We start from the raw sequence: 20,221 nt of genomic DNA, 5'->3' as shown, positions 1-20,221 counted from the left end.
ATTTTATATTTTTAGATTTTCGTGTCAAGAGAAATCTAAAATCTAAAATCAGCAATCTAAAAATTAACTCATGCCCTTATCAATAATCAATTCGTTTGCCTCTTGGGTCCTAAAACAAAGGATACATCAAATAGAACTTTTTCTAAAATATCCCAACGAAGTTCAGGAAGAACTCTTGCACAATTTATTGACGGCCTCTGAGAATACAGTTATAGGAAAAAAATATGATTTTGAATCGATTACATCCTATGCCACTTTTGCTGAAAGGGTTCCTATTGCTACATATGAAGAACTTCAGCCTTTAATAGAACGTACGCGTCAGGGCGAGCAGGGTGTTTTTTGGGAAACTCCTATAAAATGGTTTGCCAAATCTAGCGGAACTACAAATGCGAAAAGTAAATTTATTCCGGTTAGTAACGAAGCACTTGAGGATTGCCATTATAAAGGAAGTAAGGATTTACTTTGTTTGTATTTGAACAACAACGAAGACTCGGAATTGTTTTTAGGAAAAAGTCTTCGTCTGGGCGGAAGTTCTCAGATCTATGAAAACAACAATACTTTCTTTGGAGATTTATCAGCTATTTTGATTGAGAATATGCCTATCTGGGCTGAATTTAGCAGTACGCCAAGCAGTAAAACTTCGTTGATGAGTGAATGGGAAGCTAAGATTGCGGCCATCATAAACGAAACCAAAAACGAAAACGTGACCAGCTTTGCAGGAGTTCCTTCCTGGATGTTGGTTTTAATGAATAAGGTTTTAGAAAATACAGGTAAACAAAGCTTACTAGAACTTTGGCCTAATCTGGAAGTTTACTTTCACGGAGGTGTGAGTTTTTCTCCTTATAAAGAACAATACAAGAAAATATTACCTAGTAAAGATTTTAAATACTACGAAATATACAATGCTTCTGAAGGTTTCTTTGCCATTCAGGACTTAAACAATTCAAGCGATTTGTTGCTGATGCTGGATTATGGCATTTTCTACGAATTTATATCAATGGATACTTTTGGAACTCCGAATCAAAAAGTAATTCGTTTGGCCGATGTTGAACTGAACAAGAACTACGCGATTGTTATTACAACCAATTCCGGTTTATGGCGTTATTTAATTGGAGATACGGTTCGTTTTACATCCTTAAACCCATACAGAATTCGGGTTACGGGAAGAACCAAACATCATATTAATGTTTTTGGCGAAGAATTAATGGTCGAAAATACCGATCAGGCGATTGCCAAAGCCTGCCAAATTACCCAAACCGAAGTTATCGATTATACCGTTGCTCCTATTTTTATGCAGGACAAAGAAAAAGGCGCACATGAATGGATGATCGAGTTCAAGAAAAAACCATCTGATGTTGGTCTTTTCCAGAAAGTGCTGGATGAAACTTTACAGACTTTAAACTCTGATTACGAAGCCAAACGCCACAACAATATGACATTGAATCCTTTGGTGATTAATGTAGCTCGCGAAAACTTATTTTATGATTGGCTAAAGGAACGTGACAAACTAGGCGGTCAGCATAAAATTCCGAGACTTTCGAATCAAAGGGATTATTTGGAGCAGTTGAAGGAGATGTAGATGAATTCTATCAATAGACACATACTTACAGAACCTCAACTTGAAGCCGAAATTTACTACCTAACCGAACAAGAAGGCGGCCGTAAAACTGCCGTGAGCAGTGGTTATCGTGGTCAATTTTATTATAATGGAAAAAACTGGGATGCTCCACAGCAATTCATAGACAAAGAAATTTGTAATCCAGGCGAAAAAGTAAAAGTTTATTTGCAAACATTAAGTACAGACTTTCATGTAGGACATTTTTTTATTGGACAGGACTTTGAAATCAAAGAAGGAGCAAGAACTGTTGCTAAAGGAAAAATTACTTCGATAATTAGAACCGATTTCAATTACTGGGATGGCTCGACCTTTCTAAAATCTATTGATAAAAATATAAAACCCTATTCTGATATTAATGATCTTCTTGGATTTCGAATTGACTTTGAACATTGGCTGACCGAGACAGGATTAATTAAAAATGTTGAATTTGACATGACAGGTAATCCAGAATGCATGATGTTGGTGAAGTGTAAGCTTATAGACAAAAATCTGCAGCCAAGAGAAGTTGCATGTAGAATAATTGAATGTTGGAAAACTGAATTAGCAACTTCAAATCATCTTTATAAAGTTGAAATGAATACACAATCTTCTAGTAAGACAAATCAATTACAAGTTGAAAAGTTCGTTTTGACTTTTGCAACTTGGCATTCCATTTTTTTAACCGGACAAATTATTGTACGACAATAAACAGAATTACTTCGCTCCCAAGTACAATCAATTTTAAATCATTTACTTTGCGGGTACGAGCGAGACGCTCGCACTAGCATAATGGATAAACTTATAAAAACTCAAGTTCCATTAATACATGAATTGCTATGTTGCATAAGGGATAGAAGTGGAAATCCTTTTGTGTCCGCCGCGGCGGACACAAAAGATTGGAACGGATAGACCGACCCGGAGGGACAGGGACATGCCCATAAAAAAACCTAAGCTTTTTATTGAAAACTAAGGTTTATTTTTATTGTAAAATGATCTGCTGCGAGTCATTGCGAGGAACTAAGCAACCACACTTAGCAGTACATTATTTGCTCGTGTTAGCAAGATTGCTTAGCTCCTCGAAAAGACAAAATTAACCTCACTCGTTTTTTATTACATCATATCGATATACCTGTCGTGATATCCTAATAAGTACAAAACTCCATCAAGACCTAAACTTGATATTGAGGTTGATGCACTTTCTTTTACTTTTGGTTTTGCGTGAAAAGCAATTCCTAAGCCGGCTAAGTTTAGCATTGGCAAATCGTTGGCTCCATCTCCTACTGCTATGGTTTGGTTGATGTGGATTCCTTCTTTTTCGGCAATGGCTTTTAGGTATTCGGCTTTCTTTTGACCGTCTACGATTTCGCCTAAATATTTACCAGTTAGTTTACCGTCTTTGATCTCTAATTGGTTGGCGTGAACGTAATCGATACCCAATTCTTTTTGCAGGTATTCTCCAAAATAGGTGAATCCTCCCGATAGAATTGCAGTTTTGTATCCGTAGTATTTCAGGGCTTTCATCAAACGATGTGCTCCTTTTGTAATGGGTAAATTGATGGCAACATTTTGCAAAACATCTTCGCTCAAACCTTCCAGCAGCGCCATACGCTGTTTGAAACTTTCGTTGAAATCTATTTCGCCATTCATCGCCGATTCTGTAATAGCGCGAACCTGATCTCCAACTCCGTTTAGCTCTGCTAGTTCGTCGATAACTTCGGTTTGGATTAAAGTAGAATCCATATCAAAGCATACCAAACGACGGTTTCGTCTGTAAATATTATCTTCCTGAAACGAAATATCGACATTCAGGGTTCTGGAAATTTCCATGAAACTTGCCGTCATAATGATCTTATTTACAATTTCGCCGGTTACGGATAATTGTATGCAAGAACGCGGATATTCTTCTTTTTCGACAATAGAGGTTCTACCTGTTAATCGAATGATAGAATCGATATTCAGGTTTTGATCTGACATTATTTTGGTTACTGCGGCCAATTGTGAAGCGGCCAGTTTCTCGCCTAAAATATTGATGATATAACGTTGTTTTGATTGTGATTTTACCCAGGTTTCGTAATCTTCTACAGAAATTGGAATAAATTTTACCTTAACTCCCAGTTCATATGCTTTAAACAATAAGTCTTTTAAAACGGGACCGGAAGTTGAACCAGCTTCGATTTCGAACAAGATCCCTAAAGAAAGTGTATCATGAATATCAGCCTGACCAATATCTAAAATATTAGCATCGTAAGTAGCCAATACGGCTGTTAAACCTGCTGTTACTCCTATTTTATCATGTCCTGAGACTTTTAATAAAATAATCTCTTTACCTTCTATTGCCATTTTATCTATTGATTTTAAGAAGCGACAAAAATCGGTAATCTATTGTTGATAAAAAAGAATATTGTTTGTTTTTTTGAAAAGAAAAAGCACATAAGAATGTGCTTTTTGAATTAATTTAACAATTATGTTCCGCTATTAAAATAACGTAACTTTTTAGTTAGAGTAGATGGCTAAAAAGAGAAATTATGCCACTCTATATGTTATTTTTTCCGCCACGAATTCACGAATTTTAAATGCTTAATTTAGGAATTCGTGGCGAATTATTTCTGAATTATTTCATAGGTTCTGATTCATCAAAGTTTACCATCCAGCTTACGCCGAATTTATCTTTGAACATTCCGAAATAAGCTCCCCAGAAAGTTTTATTCATCGGCATATAAATCGTTCCGTTTGCAGAAAGTCCCTTGAAGATTCTATCGGCTTCTGCAGCGCTTTCAACATTTATAGATACTGAAAAGTTTCCTCCAAAAACCACATCGCCGGATTGGTCGTTACTATCGCTTCCCATCAAAATAGTATCTCCAATGGGCAATGAAACATGCATTACTCTATTGGCATCTTTCTCTGATATTTCGGCACAACCGCCGTCTTCACCTGCAGGCATGTCTTTGAATTTTCCGATATACGGAAATTCTCCTCCAAAAACTGATTTATAAAACAGAAATGCCTGCTCGCAATTCCCGTTAAATATTAAATAAGGGTTTACTGATGTTGCCATGATTATTTATTGTTTGTTGTTTTTTTGTTTATTGTTTATTGCAATCTATCCTCTTTATTCTATTCTCTTTCCTCTGATAATTCTTTTACAACCTCTAATCCTTTTGGGAAAACCTCTTTATAATAATCGATGTACTGTTCGACTGTATCAATCTGAGCGACTAAATCGATAAATTCGTCATCCCGAGTTAATCGATAGGTCTCCATTGCCCCGCTCCATTTTTTTGTTTCTTCGGTAATAGGCATCTCTTTAAAGTCTTTTATTTCACCTAAATGTTTAAAAGCCATATATTCATTTGGAATTTTAGTTTCGATAATACTATACATTCCTTCTCCGCTAGGAGACATGAAATGCACTTTATCACCTTGATTCCAATCTGTTATTGTATATGATCCTTCACAAAAAACTCCTGTCCATTTTTTATAGGTTTCCTCGTCCCATAAAACCGCCCAGACTTTTTCGGCCGGAGCTTTGATTCTGATTTTAAATTCTAAAGTTTCCATCATTATGATAATTTACTAAAATCCATAAATAAAACATTCCAACGATGACCGTCTAAATCTGCAAAACCAAAGCCATACATCCAGCCCTGAGTTTCTGCCGGGGGCGAAAAAACAGTTCCGCCGGCCTCTTCGACTTTCTTTGCCAATTCATCTACTTCTTCAGTACTTTCTGCATCAATCGAAATCAGAACTTCTGAACTTGATTGCGTATCTGTGAGTTTGTTTTGAGAAAAACCGGTAAATAATGATTCTTCAAAAAGCATCACAACAAAATGCGACTCACCTACCACCATGCATGTTGAGCTGGGTGTATCGTGTTGCTCATTAAAAGAAAAACCTATTTTCCAGAAAAAATCTTTTGCTTTTGCCACATCCTTGACTGGCAAATTCAGCCATATTTGTTTTGTCATAGTTTTTTTATTTTTTTTATTTTAAACCATATAAGTTATATAAGATAATTTAAGTAGAGGTGCCTTTTGCCGCAAAGGCACAAAGCTTTTTTTGCTGAATTTAAAGACTTTGTCCCTTTGCCACTTTTGAACCTTTTAACCTCAAAAAAAACTAATTTTGCTCTACATAACTTTTAAAATTATCCAGGATTGCATTCCAGCCTCCCTGTTGCATTTCGTCTGAATTTTGAGTTTCAGGGTCAAAGCTTTGGATAATTTCTACTCCGTCCGGAGTTTCAGTAAAAGTAATTTCAACTTTTCTGCCATCTTCCATTACATATTCAATCGCTTTATTTTTTTCGACCAAAGTATATTCACCTCCAAAATCAAAACTCATGCTGCCATCTTTTGCCGCCATGGTCGATTTGAATTTTCCGCCTTCTCTTAAATCATTTTCTGCATAAGGCGTATGCCATTCTGCCGAAGCAAAACTCCAATTTTTAATATGTTCAGGCTGTGTCCAGAATTCCCAAACTTTATCTATCGATGCATTAATCGTATTTTGTACTGTTATCATTGTGTTTTTCTTAAATTTATACTCAGTTTATATATAAACTTACAAATTTATTAAGCAAATTTAAAATATTACAGAAAGCTTTAACATACATTAAAAGTCAACTTTAGGGTCATTTAAGACAATTTAGCTATTTTTGTATGTTGTCATTTTTCTAAAACACAAATCATTATGAGTAAGAAAGTAGGCTTAATTGTACCGCACGACTATAAATTATTAAGCATAGCTGCGATTTTAGAAGTTTTTGAAACCGCCAATAAACTAAGTACTCAAAAATCTTTTGATATTATGGTTTTTCAATTGGCAGAACAAATTAATCAGGAACGTTTATTTGGTTATGAAGTCAATCCTATCGAAGATTCTAATGAAATTTTAGACTTAATTCTCATTCCTGCTTTTACTACAGATAATATGAGTGAGATGATTGCAAAGAACAGGAATTTCATTCCCTGGCTGCAAAAACAACATCGATCCGGAGCCGAATTGGCGAGTTTTTGCACAGGCGCATTTTTGTTTGCCGCATCAGGATTATTAAACGAAAAACTGGCTACAACTCATGTCGATGCCTGCAGTGCTTTTACAAAAGCGTTTCCGTTAGTAAAACTTAAAGCCGAAGAAACCCTAACGGCAGACGGCAGTTTATACACAAGCGGCGGTTCGACCTCAACATTTCATTTACTGATTTTACTGGTTCAGAAATATTGCGGAAACGAAATTGCGGTTCAGATTGCCAAGATTTTCTCGATCGATTTAAACCGATATAAACAGAGTTATTTCAGCACATTCAGACCCAATCATTTGCACAACGATGCTTTGGTCGCGATGCTGCAGCAAAAAATAGAAAGCCAGTATCAAACTATCGAAAAACTGGAAGAAATCACTAAAGATATCCCAACGAGTACCCGAAACATGACACGACGATTCAAACAAGTTACGGGAATTCCGCCAATTGAATATCTCCAAAATATACGGGTCGAAAGTTCTAAGAAATATCTGGAGCAAACCCAGCTTTCGATTTCGGAGATTATCGAAAAAACTGGTTACAATGATCCAAAAGCATTTCGAAAAGTATTTTTTAAAATGGTGGGCATGAAACCAATAGAATACAGAGAAAAGTTTAGAGTACAATAATTTTTTTCAGGAGCAGAAATTCCGTTTTAAAAACACCTTCTGTCCTGCTCTCCACTATATCTTTTGCTGTGAACCCTACAGCAAAAGGATGCCGTTTCGATCAGGGCTCATATTAGAAATTTTATTTTCCATTAGAAAATCAGTCCGAAAAATTCAAACCAAGCTTTACGACTTAATAATCCACATCAGGACTTTTTTATTTTCCTTCAGAAGTTTATCGATCTCTTTCATGTCTGTATTAGAAACCGCAGGACAACCCCAACCTTCGGGAGTTCCCTGAGGATAAACTTCCTCGCTTGAAATCGCTTCCCAGGAATGCAATACTATTGCCCTGCTTCTGGCATGTGAATTTGTTTTTTCTTTTCCCTGCAAAACATAATTCACTTTTATACCCCACTGACTCACTCCGCGATCCAGAATAATAAATTTTCCAATTGACGAACAATGCGAATCAAACTCATTGCTTATTGGGGCATTTTCTTTCGACATCGTTGCGCCCCATTTGTTCTCGCCACAACCATGACTAACCATGTAGGCTTTTGATACTTTATTCTCTTTAAAATCATATACAAAAAATCTCTTAAGACCGGAATGCATGCCTAAATCGATCAGGAAAAATGTATCCTGATTGAGATTGTTGCGTTTGCAATATTGTAGTGCTTCTTTGTAATAAGTGCTGTAATCAATGTCTTCGATTTCGCTGCGAGGTTTTTCTTTAGGAGTAATTTCTAATGCCTTTTCAGGCTTAAAATTGCTTGCTTCCTGATGCTTTTTGTTGTTTTTACAGGACAACATCAACGCAAAGATTATGATGAAGATTATTTTTTTCATAATGCCAATTTACATAAAAACAGAAACGAAAAGAGTACAGAAAAAGTATAAAAAAAACCTGCTCTTTTATTGGAGCAGGTTTTAGGTATACTTTGTCAAAGTTTCAAACTTTGACAAAGTATATCAAGATTTATGAAGCAATTTCCATTCGCTTCAATAGATTTTTATTCAAAGTATGTTTTGCGTAATCTTTATCAATTGTCAACACTTTATCGTCTGAACTTGGCAATTCGTACATCGCATCTGTTAAGATGGCTTCGCATAACGAACGTAATCCACGAGCTCCTAATTTGTATTCTAAAGCTTTATCAACAATAAAATCTAATGCTTCATCTGAAATATTAAATTCAACATCATCCATCATGAATAATTTTTGATATTGTTTGATTAAGGCGTTTTTAGGCTGCGTTAAAATCGCACGTAACGTTTCTCTGTCAAGAGGATCCATATGCGTTAAAACCGGTAAACGACCAATGATCTCAGGAATCAAACCAAAGTCTTTGATATCTTTTGGAATGATATATTGCAATAAATTGTCTTTATCGATATTATCCACATTTTTAGAAGTAGAATATCCAACTGCCTGACGGTTTAAACGTTTCGAAATGATACGTTCTACTCCATCAAAAGCTCCTCCTGCAATAAACAGGATGTTTTGAGTATTTACCTCAACAAATTTCTGGTCTGGGTGTTTACGTCCTCCTTTTGGTGGTACATTTACAACTGTTCCTTCTAATAATTTCAGTAAAGCTTGTTGTACTCCTTCACCAGAAACGTCACGTGTTATCGATGGATTATCGCTCTTACGGGCAATTTTGTCAATCTCATCAATAAATACAATTCCTCTTTCGGCTTTGGTTACATCATAATCAGCAGCTTGCAGCAAACGTGTCAAAATACTTTCGACATCTTCACCCACATAACCAGCTTCAGTAAGTACGGTTGCATCAACGATAGCCAAAGGAACGTCTAACATTTTTGCGATAGTTTTGGCTACCAATGTTTTTCCGGTTCCGGTTTGTCCTACCATAATGATGTTACTTTTTTCAATCTCTACTTCGTCGTCTAATTGCTGTTGCATTAAACGTTTGTAGTGATTGTAAACCGCAACCGACATTACTTTTTTAGTCTGATCCTGACCAATAACGTATTGATCCAGGAAAGCTCTGATTTCTTTTGGTTTCTTTAAAATTAAATCCCCAACAAGTTTCGCGCTTCCGCTTGATTTTAATTCCTCTATTACAATTCCGTGTGCTTGTTCAATACACTTATCACAGATATGTGCATTTATACCTGCAATTAATAAATTGGTTTCTGGCTTCTTTCTTCCACAAAACGAACATTCTAATACTACTTTAGCCATTCTTTTTTAGTTACATAAGTCGCAAAGTTACTAAGTTTCTGAGATTTACCAATAAAACCTCAAAAACTTAGCAAGCTATTAACTTTTATTTTTTTTGTTTCAAGTTTAATTTGTTTCAAGTTTCAAGTTAATCTTAGAACCTTAGTCCCTTTGTAACTTTGAACATTAAAAAAAATTAGCTTCTTCTTAATACTTCATCAATCATTCCGTATTCTTTTGCTTCGTCAGCTTTCATCCAGTAATCACGCTCACTGTCTTTGTGCACTTTGTCAAAAGTTTGTCCTGAATGCTGAGAGATAATATGGTACAATTCATCTTTTAGTTTCAACATTTCGCGTAAGTTGATTTCCATGTCAGTTGCAACACCTTGTGCTCCTCCTGATGGCTGGTGAATCATTACTCTTGAATGTGGTAAAGCCGAACGTTTTCCTGCTGCTCCTGCACATAATAAAACTGCTCCCATTGAGGCTGCCATACCTGTACAAATTGTAGCTACATCTGGTTTAATGTATTGCATAGTGTCGTAAATTCCCAGACCTGCGTAAACGCTTCCTCCTGGAGAATTTAGATAAATTTGAATGTCTTTTGATGCATCAGCACTCTCTAAAAATAATAACTGAGCCTGAACGATATTTGCGATTTGGTCGTCGATACCTGTTCCTAAAAAGATGATTCTGTCCATCATTAATCTTGAAAATACGTCTAATTGAGAAATATTCAACTGACGCTCTTCGATAATATATGGAGTCATGTTTGTTGGGTTCATTGCTGCTACGATTTTGTCGTAGTACATTGCATTTACTCCCTGGTGCTTTGTAGCAAATTTTTTGAATTCTTTACCGTAGTTCATATTTTAAGTGTTCTAAGTTTATGTTATATCTGTATCTACTCTTCATCAAAGGTTGTACCTCTTTCTAAAGGATGTCAATTTGTCTTGGTTTTTTGTTTCAAGTTTAATTTCGTTTCAGGTTTCAAGTTTTTGAACTTGTTTTTAAATAGCCCAGATAGCAGTAAAAAGCTTTTTGAAATGGCAACTATTTTTTGTTGGTAAAAAAAAGCGACCAACGGAAGCTCTTTTTTTGCCTTACAAAAAAAGGCAGCCATAAAAAAACTTGTAACGAATAGCTGAATTAGCTTCTGAAAAGTAATCAAAAATAAATTAAAACAAAAGAGCGTCAGGAAAAAACTTCCCGACGCTCAAATATACTTATTGTTTTAGAAATTATTCTCCGTAAGACGCAGCAATAAATTCTTCGTAAGTTACTTCTTTAGTTGTTGGATTTGCTTTTTCTTTGAACACTTCTAACAATTTTTCTGCTACTACTTGCTCAGAAAGTCTTTTCACTTCTTCTTGGTTAGATAATACTCTAGCCACGATTCCTTGTACTTCTTCGTCAGTTGGGTTTGTTTGTCCAAATTGAGCCATTTGTTGTCTGATCGCGTTTGTTGTAAAAGCTTTCAAGTCTTCGAATGTAATTTGGATATTGCTTTGTGCCATTGCTTTTCCTTCGATCAATTGAAAACGTAATCCTTTTTCAGATCTTGCGTATTCAACTTCAGCTTCTTCTGCAGAAAGTTTTTTCTCTCCAACAGTTTGTAACCATTTTTTAAGAAATTCAGCTGGTAAATCAAATTTTGTATTTTCGATTAGGAAATCCTGAACGTCTAATAATAATTTTTGGTCTGCTTGTTGCGCGAATTGAGCTTCAGCATCTTCTTTGATTTTAGCTTTTAAATCTTCAAGAGAAGCTACTTTTCCTTCACCAAAAAGTTTATCAAACAATTCCTGGTTTAATTCTGCCAATTCTGCTCCGTTGATTGCTTCGATAGTAAAGTTTACCTCGATATCTAATCCGTGGACATCATCATGAGCTACTTTTAAATAATCCATTAATTGGTGGTCATCTGCAAATAAACCTTTTGTGCTTACTGTAACAACATCTCCAACTTTTTTACCGATGAATTTGTCAGCAGCAGCTTTGTTAAAAGTAGATACAGCAATTGTAGTAGTATTGTTGATTCCTTTTTCTTCGTTTGCGAAAGTTCCGGTTAAATCTGAATCAGCTTCAACTTTATCTTGTGGAATTGCTTTTCCAAATTGTTTTTGAATACGTTCTACTTGTCCGTCGATTAATTTATCATCAGCAGTAACGATATATTTTACGATATCATTTTTCGCTTCTAAGTCAATTTCAAAGTTTGGTACTAAACCAATTTCGTATTCGAAAGTTAGTTCTTCAGCATCCCAATCAAAGTTTTCGTTTTCTTTAGCAAGAGGAGTTCCTAAAAGATTTAATCTTTCAGATTGAACAAAACGCTCTAAAGCCAAATCAACTACTTTTTTAACTTCTTCTTGCTTAATAGCTTTTCCGTATTGTTTTTCAACAAGGTCTTTAGGAACTTGTCCTTTTCTAAAACCTTTAACGGTTGCCAATGGCATTTTTTCGTTTATTCTTTTTGCTACCTGACCTTTATAATCCATGTGAACAACTGTCATTACAATTGTTTCATTCACAGCGTCTATTGCTACTCTTTTAATATCCATCTTCTTCTTTAATTTACATAATAAAATTGGGTTGCAAAATTATAAAATTTTTGCAACCCAACCAAGTTTTTAATTTATTGTATTTGAAGGGGTTTTTAGCCCGCTTTATATTTTGATTTAATTATCGTCTCCTAAAATTTTATAAGTAATCGACTGAAGAACAGACAGTATAACACTAAACAGCAATGCGGTCCAGAATGAGTCGACTGCAAAACCTCCGACAATATTGGTGCACAACAAAATAATGATGGCATTAATTACCAATAAAAATAAACCTAAAGTTATAAAGGTAACAGGCAAAGTCAGGATAACCAATATTGGTTTTATAAAAAGATTTAGCAATCCTAAAACAATCGCAACGATTACTGCCGTGCCAAAACTCGCGACATGAACCCCAGTTAAAAAATTAGCGATTAACAACACCAAGGCAGCAGTAACAAGGAGTCTAAGTAATATTTTCATATTTTTTGATTTTTAAAGTTAGATTAAAAGTAGTGAATTTTACACTGTTTTTTTTGCCACAGATTAAAATGATTTTTTTTGCCACAAATTTCACCAATTTTCACCAATTAAAATTGAGTCAATATTGAATTAAAATTTGTGGCGACTTTTTTTAATCTTTTAAAAACTCAGTCGTTAATTCAAAAAACAATTTAGGATTTTCGGCGTGAAGCCAATGTCCTGCGTTTGGAATTGTTTCGAACTTAACGTTTGGAAATTGCTGACGTATGGCATCAAAATCTGAATCCTGAATATATCCTGAATTTCCTCCGCGAATAAACAGGGTTGGTTTATCGAAAACCAAATCATCTGCCAAAGCTTTTCCAATGGCGTCTAAGTTATTATTGAAAGCAGCAAGATTAAATCTAAAAGCCAATTGTCCTGGCTCCTGCCAATATAAATTCTTTAATAAAAATTGTCGGGTTCCAAAATCAGGAACGTATTCTGACAAAGTTGCCTCGACATCATTTCGGCTTGGTTTTACCGAAAAATCAATGGCATTTAAACCTGCCAATATATCCTGATGATGTTGTTTGTAAAATTTAGGCCCAATATCGGCCACAATTAGTTTATCTACAATTTCAGGATGTGTGGTGGCAAAAAGCATGGCTACTTTTCCGCCCATCGAATGGCCAAGAATGTCAATTTTAGTTAATTGATTGGCCTGACAATATTCGAAAACATCCTGCACCATGGCCTCATAGCTCCATTCGTCTGAATGAAAGCTACGGCCGTGATTTCGTAAATCTAAGATATGAACCTGAAATCCGGCTTCTACATATTGTCCTGCCAAAGTTTTCCAGTTATCAGACATTCCTAAGAATCCGTGCATGATGATAAATGGTTTTCCTTCGCCTTCTATTTTTGAGTATAACATTAAATTTTACTTTAAATATTTATTTTATCCTTAAAGATCATACGAAGCTACGCAAGCAACTCCTGAATTTTCTTCATTTTTTTTGAAAATCTATTTCAATTTATTCAAATACATATTCACCACATTATCCAAACCAAGATATAATGCCTCAGCAATCAAAGCGTGACCAATAGAAACTTCTAATAAACCTGGAATATTTTGATTAAAGAACTGAATATTATCTAAACTCAAATCATGACCGGCGTTAATTCCCAAGCCTAATTCGTTGGCTAATTCTGCTGCTTTCACATAAGGATCAATTCCGTTTTTGTTTCCCAAATCATATTGGTATGCAAAAGCCTCGGTATATAATTCGATTCTGTCTGTTCCTGTTTTTTTTGCTCCTTCGATAATATCCAAAACCGGATCAACAAAAATCGAAGTTCTGATTCCGTTACGCTGAAATTCCTGAATTACTTCCCTCAAATAATCCTGATTTTTTATCGTGTCCCAACCTGCAGAAGAGGTAATTGCTCCAATGGCATCCGGAACTAATGTTACCTGGGTTGGTTTGCATTCTAAAACCAAATCGATAAAATTATGCTGAGGGTTTCCTTCGATATTATATTCTGTATGAACGATTGCTTTTAAATCGCGTGCATCCTGATAACGAATATGACGCTCATCCGGACGTGGATGAATGGTAATTCCTTGTGCTCCGAATTTCTGGATATCGGTGGCTACTTTTAATAAATCAGGAACATTTCCTCCTCGCGCATTTCGAAGGGTTGCAATTTTATTGATATTTACACTTAACTTTGTCATATAAATAGATAATTAATTCTAGTAACACTATATTTGTTACGACAAAAATACAAAGTAAAACGTAGCAGTTTTTGCTATTTTTTGATTATTTTGCATGAAATATCCTTAACAGATTTATGACAGAAATTACAAACTATATCACCAATGATTTCAGAGCGATAGATAGTCAGGAAACGATAGCCACGGTTCAGGACTTTTTTGCTGATTTGAATTTTTCGCATTTTCCGGTTCTGGAAAACGGAATTTTCATTGGAAGTATCGCTGCTGATGATGTCGAAACTTTTGACACAGATAAAAAAGTTATAGATTACAAATACACTCTGGAACGTTTTTTTGCCCGAAAATCGATGATCTGGCTTGATGTTTTAGAAGTTTTTGCAAAGAATCATACCAATGTAGTATCGGTTCTTGACGAAAACAATGCCTACATTGGCTACTATGAAATGGAAGATATCATGAAATTTTTTCAGGAAACTCCATTTTTAAAAGAGCAAGGTGGTATCATTATCGTTCAAAAAGGGCTTTTAGATTATTCTATGGGTCAGGTAACCCAAATTGTAGAAAGCAATAATGGTAAAATCCTGGGCTGTTTTGTATCTGAAGCTGATCTGGAGAATGTTCAGATTACCATAAAAATTGGCGTTGGTCCAATGAATGAAATTATTCAGACCTATAGAAGATATGGCTATGAAATTATTTCAGAACATCAGGAAGACGCTTACATCAATAGCCTGAAAGAGCGCTCAGATTACCTGGACAAATACCTTAATATATAAATTAGAAAATTGGTCAATGAGAAAATTAGAAAATGATCTCAACTAATAAAGTATCAAATTAACACATTTCCCTTATTATCTAATTAGAAAGAATGAAAGTAGCCATATACGGACAGTATTATCAAAACAGTACGGAACCCATTATCAAAGATATTTTTTTGTTTTTCAAAAACAACAATGTCGAAATGGTTATTGAAGAAAACTTTCTGGAAATGCTTCACGAAAAACAACTTGTTAAAAAAGAATATGAAACTTTTTCGTCCAGTACATCATTAGATGATAGTTTTGATATGCTAATTAGTATTGGCGGCGACGGAACCATTTTAAGAGCCGCAACATTAGTTCGTAACTCAGGCGTTCCCATATTAGGAATCAATGCAGGAAGATTAGGATTTCTGGCCACAGTTCCTAAAGAAAGTATTGATAATTTTTTACAGTTTGTAATTGACAAAAACTATACGATTTCTGAAAGAACTTTACTCAGTATAACTTGTGATCCAAAAAATGATGCAATCGAAGAGAATCTGAATTTCGCCATGAATGAAGTAACTGTGAGCCGAAAAGACACCACATCGATGATTACGGTTGATACTTACTTAAATGATGAATATTTAAACTCGTACTGGGCAGATGGCCTGATCATTTCCACACCTACCGGTTCTACAGGATATTCATTAAGCTGTGGAGGCCCTATTTTGACCCCAAATGTCGAAAGTTTAGTCATTACACCAATTGCTCCACATAATTTAAACGCCAGACCCCTTGTAATCCCGGACAACACCGAGATTAAACTTCGTGTTTCAGGAAGAGAAGACCAATATTTAGTTTCGTTAGATTCCAGAATTGCCTCGGTAAAAAACGAATCGGTTTTAACGATCAGAAAAACTGATTTTAAAATAAATATGATCGAAATCCCAGGAGAAACTTTCTTAAAAACCTTACGAAATAAATTACTTTGGGGAGAGGATAAGAGAAATTAAGCTCTTTTATGATTCACAACTATACGATAATACCACATTTTGCCGTTCTGCATGTATCGAATCATCATTAAATGTCTCAAAATCATATTGTAAATTTAAAAAAAAGCACATTTAACTAAAGGAACGTTGATTCGTATCGATAATTATTATATTTGCACGCAATTTTGAATTAAATGAAGAAAATTTTTAATTTATTGTTATGTTTTTTCCCCTTTATCACACTAAATGCTCAAATCAATGAGATTGGTGTTTTTCTTGGTGGAAGTAACTTTGTTGGTGACGTAGGAAGTACTACTTATATTGCTCCTGAAAAGCTGGCTGTTGGTATTTTATACAAATGGAATAAAAGTCCGCGTCATGCGTATCGTTTTTCCTATACGCAATCAAGCGTAGCCGGAAATGACCTTGATTCGAAAGAAACAGGACGAAACCTGAGAGGTTATAGTTTTAAAAATGACATAAAAGAACTGTCTGCCGGTTTAGAATTTAATTTTTTCGATTTTAATCTGCATGATTACCATACAAAAGTTACTCCTTATATATATTCGGGATTAAGTTTTTTTCTTTATGACCAATTGTATCGTAACATAACCAATCCAGACGTAATGCAAAAGCAAAACGGAAGTTCGTTTGCTATACCTATTATATTAGGTATAAAATCGAATATAGCACCGCACTGGGTTTTAGGAGCCGAAGTTGGAGCCCGCTACACCTTTACAGATAATATCGACGGAAGTAACCCCAATACAAACAGTGCAAACGTACTGAAATTTGGAAATTTAAATAATAATGACTGGTATGTGTTTTCAGGTATCACTTTAACTTATACCTTTGGACAAAAACCTTGCTATTGCGCATATTAATAAAATGAATTTACAAGACTCTATAGATCACACAAACTTACCCAAACATTTGGCCATAATTATGGACGGAAATGGCCGTTGGGCAAAACAACAAGGTTTTTTAAGAGCATTTGGTCATGAAAACGGAACAAAATCTGTAAAAAAAACAATTACCACTTGTGCCAAACTTGGCATTGAGTACTTAACGCTTTATGCTTTTTCTACAGAAAACTGGAATCGTCCTAAATTAGAAGTCGAAGCATTAATGAAAATATTAATCAATTCATTAAAAAAAGAGCTTGTTACTTTGCAGGAAAACAATATCAAACTTAATGCAATTGGAAATCTTGACAAATTACCAAAATCAGCTCAAAAAGAGTTGCTGGATGTAATAGACAAAACAAAAAATAATACCCGTCTTACTCTAACCCTGGCTTTAAGTTACGGATCAAGAGAAGAATTGGTAAATGCCGTGAGAATCATCAGTGATAAAGTTAAAAATAATATAATTTCAATAGACGCTATTGACGATTCAATTATAAATGAGCATCTTTACACGCAAAATTTACCTGACGTAGATTTATTAATACGAACAAGTGGAGAACATAGAATAAGTAATTTTTTGCTGTGGCAAATCGCCTATGCAGAATTATATTTTACTAACGTCTTGTGGCCAGACTTTAAAGATCAAGATTTATATGAGGCTATTATTAGTTATCAAAAAAGAGAACGTAGATTTGGAAAAACCAGTGAACAAATTAAATAATATTTTAGTGTTACAAAAAAGAATACAAATAGTCCTTACCCTAGTTCTTTTGGGTAGTTTTTCACAAATAAAAGCACAAGAAAGAGTTCCTTTTGATCAGGGAAAAAAATATATTCTTGCTAAAGTTTCTGTTGTTGGTAAAATAAGCTTCAATGAACAAACTGTTGTTACCTTTTCCGGCCTCCAAAAAGGACAGGAAATAGCCGTACCTGGTGAAGAAATCAGTGGCGCTATCAAAAAGTTAGGTAAACTTGGTCTATTTGATGAAATTGCCTTCTACGTCAATAAAATCGAAAATGATAGTATTTATTTAGATCTTAACATTGTTGAGCTTCCTAAACTAAATGAAGTAAAATTCGTTGGTATCAAGAAAAGCAAAGTCGAAGGACTAATTAAGGACAACAATTTGACCAAAAACAAAATTGTCAACGAAAACTTAATTACGACAACCAAAAATTATATCGAAAACAAGTATAAAAAAGACGGCTTCTACAACACCAAAGTTACTATTACAAATACTCTTGATACGGTAAACGGTCATCACGTAAATATGCTCGTTCGGGTAGACAAAGGTGATAAAGTAAAAATCAGCAGTATCGATTTCATTGGAAACAAACAACTTACCAGCTCTCAATTAAGAGCTGCGATGAAAGATACAAAGCAAAAAAATATACTTCGTATTTTAAAATCTTCAAAGTTTATTCCTGAAAAATACAAAACCGACTTAGAAAAAGTTGTTGCTACCTATAAAGAAAAAGGATATCGTGATGCACGTATTATTTATGATTCTGTTACTTATAACAAGAAGAAAAATATGCTTGCCATTAAAATAAAGATGGAAGAAGGAAACAAATATTACTTTGGTAATATTAAATTCCTAGGAAATACAGTGTATCCGGATCAATTATTAAGCCGTTATTTAGGAATTAAAAAAGGTGAAACTTACAACGGAGTTTTACTTGAAAAACGTATCGCTGATAAAACAAAACCTGATGCAGAAGACATTACAAACTTATACCAAAACAATGGTTATTTGTTCTCTAATATCAATGCTGTAGAGGTAAAAACAGTAAACGATACTATCGATTTTGAAATCAGGGTTACAGAAGGACCTATTGCTTATTTTAATAAAATATCTGTAGTAGGAAATGACAAAACCAATGACCACGTTATCTACCGTGAGCTTAGAACTAAGCCGGGAGAAAAATACAGTAAAGAACAATTGGTTAGAACTATTCGTGAAATTGGACAATTAGGATTCTTTGATCCTGAGGCAATTGATCCAAAATTCAAGAATGTTGATGCCAGTGCAGGAACTGTTGATATCGAATACCACGTAGTAGAAAAAGGATCCAGCCAGGTTGAACTTCAGGGAGGTTATGGTGGTGGAGGTTTCATTGGAACCTTAGGATTGTCATTTAACAACTTCTCTGCCAGAAATATTTTCAACAAAGAGTCTTACAAGCCATTACCAATGGGAGACGGACAAAAAGTATCACTTCGTTTACAAGGAAGTACTTATTTCCAAACGTATAGTATCTCTTTCTCAGAGCCATGGTTCGGAGGTAAAAAACCAGTACAATTTAGCTCATCTATCTCTTATAGTAAACAATTCTTAAATAACTATGCTACAAGAAGTGTAGATAAAAGCAAAAGTTTTAACATCTTAACATTACAAGTAGGTTTAGCAAAACGCCTTACTGTGCCGGATGATTATTTTGTATTATCACAATCTGTGAGTTACCAACATTATGATTTAAATAATTACAACACAGGATTATTTACTTTTGGTAACGGAGCATCAAGAAACTTAGCTTATACAATAGGACTTTCAAGAAGTAATAAAGGGGTTAACCCAATATTCCCAACTTACGGTTCAGACTTTAGTATTTCTGCAAAAGTAACGCCTCCTTATTCATTATTTAATGGTATTGATTACGGGAATTTACAAAATGAAAAAGAATACAAATCACAATATACAGGATCACCAACCTCAGGTGCAGACGGGCAGCCTCTTAATACAGGTGATTACGTAAAAACTGAAGTAATAAACGGCCAGCCCGGAACTGTAAGTGTTGGATCTGATTATGCAAGTGCTGATACTGACCAGGGGAAAGTCGATCAAAAGAAATACAATTGGTTAGAGTACTATAAAATTAAATTTAAAGCAGACTGGTATACTAAACTGTATGGTAAATTAGTTCTTAGAACATTAACCGAGTTTGGCTTCTTAGGTGCTTATGATCAAACAAGAGGTGTTGTACCGTTTGAACGTTTCTATTTAGGAGGAGACGGAATGCAGAGTTACTCAATGGATGGTAGAGAAACTATCGGATTAAGAGGTTATGAAAATAACTCTTTAACTCCTGTAAACGCCAACAATGAGCAAATTGGAGCAACGATTTATAACAAATTCTCTATGGAATTACGTTATCCAATTACATTAAAATCATCTGCATCGATCTATGCGTTGGCCTTTTTAGAAGCTGGTTCATCATACCCAACTTTTAAAGCTTACAACCCATTTGACCTTTATCGTTCTGCTGGTGTTGGTTTACGTGTATTCATGCCTGCGTTTGGATTATTAGGTATTGACTGGGGTTATGGATTTGATCCTCAACCGGGAGAGACTAAAGCACACGGTAAAGAAATTCACTTTATTATTGGACAACAGTTTTAGTAGA

General features: G+C 34.8%; 20 protein-coding genes. 8 read left to right on the top strand and 12 right to left on the bottom strand.

Translation table 11 applies throughout. The annotated features are described in order from the left end of the window. The first annotated feature begins 70 nt into the window (after nucleotides 1-70). Both IRZ78_RS19380 and IRZ78_RS19375 read left to right on the top strand, forming a co-directional pair. Complete coding sequence (locus tag IRZ78_RS19380; RefSeq protein WP_194618088.1) at nucleotides 71-1,579, top strand: GH3 auxin-responsive promoter family protein; 1,509 nt, start codon at nucleotides 71-73, stop codon at nucleotides 1,577-1,579. Then, nucleotides 1,580-2,305, top strand: a complete 726-nt coding sequence (locus IRZ78_RS19375) for a hypothetical protein (RefSeq protein WP_194618087.1) — start codon at nucleotides 1,580-1,582, stop codon at nucleotides 2,303-2,305. It abuts the gene before it with no gap. Between the two features lie 402 nt (nucleotides 2,306-2,707). Here IRZ78_RS19375 and serB read toward each other — a convergent pair whose 3' ends face one another. The 5 genes from serB to IRZ78_RS19350 all read right to left on the bottom strand — a co-directional run bounded on the left by serB (nucleotide 2,708) and on the right by IRZ78_RS19350 (nucleotide 6,124). Then, nucleotides 2,708-3,937, bottom strand: coding sequence for a phosphoserine phosphatase SerB (gene serB / locus IRZ78_RS19370; RefSeq protein WP_194618086.1), 1,230 nt, complete (start codon nucleotides 3,935-3,937; stop codon nucleotides 2,708-2,710). Between the two features lie 271 nt (nucleotides 3,938-4,208). Next, on the bottom strand, nucleotides 4,209-4,655 hold the full coding sequence (locus IRZ78_RS19365) for a VOC family protein (protein WP_194618085.1): 447 nt from the start codon (nucleotides 4,653-4,655) through the stop codon (nucleotides 4,209-4,211). 59 nt (nucleotides 4,656-4,714) lie between these two features. Further along, a complete protein-coding gene (locus tag IRZ78_RS19360) occupies nucleotides 4,715-5,161 on the bottom strand; it encodes an SRPBCC domain-containing protein (RefSeq protein ID WP_228520538.1) in 447 nt (148 codons plus the stop codon). Then, nucleotides 5,161-5,568 carry a VOC family protein gene (locus IRZ78_RS19355; protein ID WP_194618084.1) on the bottom strand — a complete coding sequence of 136 codons (408 nt, stop codon included), beginning with the start codon at nucleotides 5,566-5,568 and terminating at the stop codon, nucleotides 5,161-5,163. The genes IRZ78_RS19360 and IRZ78_RS19355 overlap by 1 nt, the downstream gene beginning before the upstream one ends. A gap of 151 nt (nucleotides 5,569-5,719) precedes the next feature. Next, nucleotides 5,720-6,124, bottom strand: coding sequence for an SRPBCC family protein (locus IRZ78_RS19350; protein ID WP_194618083.1), 405 nt, complete (start codon nucleotides 6,122-6,124; stop codon nucleotides 5,720-5,722). 168 nt (nucleotides 6,125-6,292) lie between these two features. On the opposite strand from IRZ78_RS19350, the gene IRZ78_RS19345 reads away from it, so the two are divergent. Further along, nucleotides 6,293-7,252, top strand: coding sequence for a helix-turn-helix domain-containing protein (locus tag IRZ78_RS19345; protein WP_194618082.1), 960 nt, complete (start codon nucleotides 6,293-6,295; stop codon nucleotides 7,250-7,252). Between the two features lie 165 nt (nucleotides 7,253-7,417). On the opposite strand, the gene IRZ78_RS19340 is transcribed toward IRZ78_RS19345, so the two are convergent. From IRZ78_RS19340 to IRZ78_RS19310, 7 genes are all read right to left on the bottom strand, one after another. Then, the gene (locus tag IRZ78_RS19340) at nucleotides 7,418-8,083 is read right to left on the bottom strand and encodes a murein L,D-transpeptidase catalytic domain-containing protein (protein WP_194618081.1); all 666 of its coding nucleotides are present in this window, start codon (nucleotides 8,081-8,083) and stop codon (nucleotides 7,418-7,420) included. A 130-nt stretch (nucleotides 8,084-8,213) separates the two neighbouring features. Beyond that, the gene (gene clpX, locus IRZ78_RS19335) at nucleotides 8,214-9,446 is read right to left on the bottom strand and encodes an ATP-dependent Clp protease ATP-binding subunit ClpX (protein ID WP_194618080.1); all 1,233 of its coding nucleotides are present in this window, start codon (nucleotides 9,444-9,446) and stop codon (nucleotides 8,214-8,216) included. Between the two features lie 175 nt (nucleotides 9,447-9,621). Then, nucleotides 9,622-10,296, bottom strand: a complete 675-nt coding sequence (clpP, locus tag IRZ78_RS19330) for an ATP-dependent Clp endopeptidase proteolytic subunit ClpP (RefSeq protein ID WP_055095106.1) — start codon at nucleotides 10,294-10,296, stop codon at nucleotides 9,622-9,624. A 372-nt stretch (nucleotides 10,297-10,668) separates the two neighbouring features. Beyond that, nucleotides 10,669-11,991: a trigger factor gene (locus IRZ78_RS19325; protein ID WP_194618079.1), complete on the bottom strand. Its 1,323-nt coding sequence runs from the start codon at nucleotides 11,989-11,991 to the stop codon at nucleotides 10,669-10,671. Nucleotides 11,992-12,108: 117 nt separating this feature from the next. Beyond that, nucleotides 12,109-12,453 (bottom strand): phage holin family protein, encoded by a 345-nt coding sequence (locus IRZ78_RS19320; protein WP_194618078.1) that lies wholly within the window; start codon nucleotides 12,451-12,453, stop codon nucleotides 12,109-12,111. A gap of 151 nt (nucleotides 12,454-12,604) precedes the next feature. Beyond that, entirely contained in the window at nucleotides 12,605-13,369 is a 765-nt protein-coding gene (locus IRZ78_RS19315; RefSeq protein WP_194618077.1) for an alpha/beta fold hydrolase, read from the bottom strand. 90 nt (nucleotides 13,370-13,459) lie between these two features. Continuing rightward, nucleotides 13,460-14,173, bottom strand: a complete 714-nt coding sequence (locus IRZ78_RS19310) for a pyridoxine 5'-phosphate synthase (protein ID WP_194618076.1) — start codon at nucleotides 14,171-14,173, stop codon at nucleotides 13,460-13,462. Between the two features lie 116 nt (nucleotides 14,174-14,289). Here IRZ78_RS19310 and IRZ78_RS19305 point away from each other — a divergent pair, with 116 nt between their 5' ends. The 5 genes from IRZ78_RS19305 to IRZ78_RS19285 all read left to right on the top strand — a co-directional run bounded on the left by IRZ78_RS19305 (nucleotide 14,290) and on the right by IRZ78_RS19285 (nucleotide 20,217). Beyond that, on the top strand, nucleotides 14,290-14,949 hold the full coding sequence (locus IRZ78_RS19305) for a CBS domain-containing protein (protein WP_194618075.1): 660 nt from the start codon (nucleotides 14,290-14,292) through the stop codon (nucleotides 14,947-14,949). A 92-nt stretch (nucleotides 14,950-15,041) separates the two neighbouring features. Next, nucleotides 15,042-15,929, top strand: coding sequence for an NAD kinase (locus IRZ78_RS19300; RefSeq protein WP_194618074.1), 888 nt, complete (start codon nucleotides 15,042-15,044; stop codon nucleotides 15,927-15,929). Nucleotides 15,930-16,102: 173 nt separating this feature from the next. Continuing rightward, nucleotides 16,103-16,792, top strand: coding sequence for a DUF6089 family protein (locus IRZ78_RS19295; protein ID WP_194618073.1), 690 nt, complete (start codon nucleotides 16,103-16,105; stop codon nucleotides 16,790-16,792). A gap of 4 nt (nucleotides 16,793-16,796) precedes the next feature. Beyond that, the gene (locus IRZ78_RS19290; RefSeq protein ID WP_194618138.1) at nucleotides 16,797-17,537 is read left to right on the top strand and encodes an isoprenyl transferase; all 741 of its coding nucleotides are present in this window, start codon (nucleotides 16,797-16,799) and stop codon (nucleotides 17,535-17,537) included. Then, nucleotides 17,470-20,217, top strand: a complete 2,748-nt coding sequence (locus tag IRZ78_RS19285; RefSeq protein ID WP_194618072.1) for a POTRA domain-containing protein — start codon at nucleotides 17,470-17,472, stop codon at nucleotides 20,215-20,217. The genes IRZ78_RS19290 and IRZ78_RS19285 overlap by 68 nt, the downstream gene beginning before the upstream one ends. Nucleotides 20,218-20,221: the final 4 nt, after the last annotated feature.

Origin of the sequence: Flavobacterium sp. CSZ (assembly GCF_015350725.1) — a bacterium.
Classification (GTDB): domain Bacteria; phylum Bacteroidota; class Bacteroidia; order Flavobacteriales; family Flavobacteriaceae; genus Flavobacterium.
The sequence above is the reverse complement of the archived record's forward strand: the minus strand, read 5'-3'. Positions and strand labels throughout refer to the sequence as shown.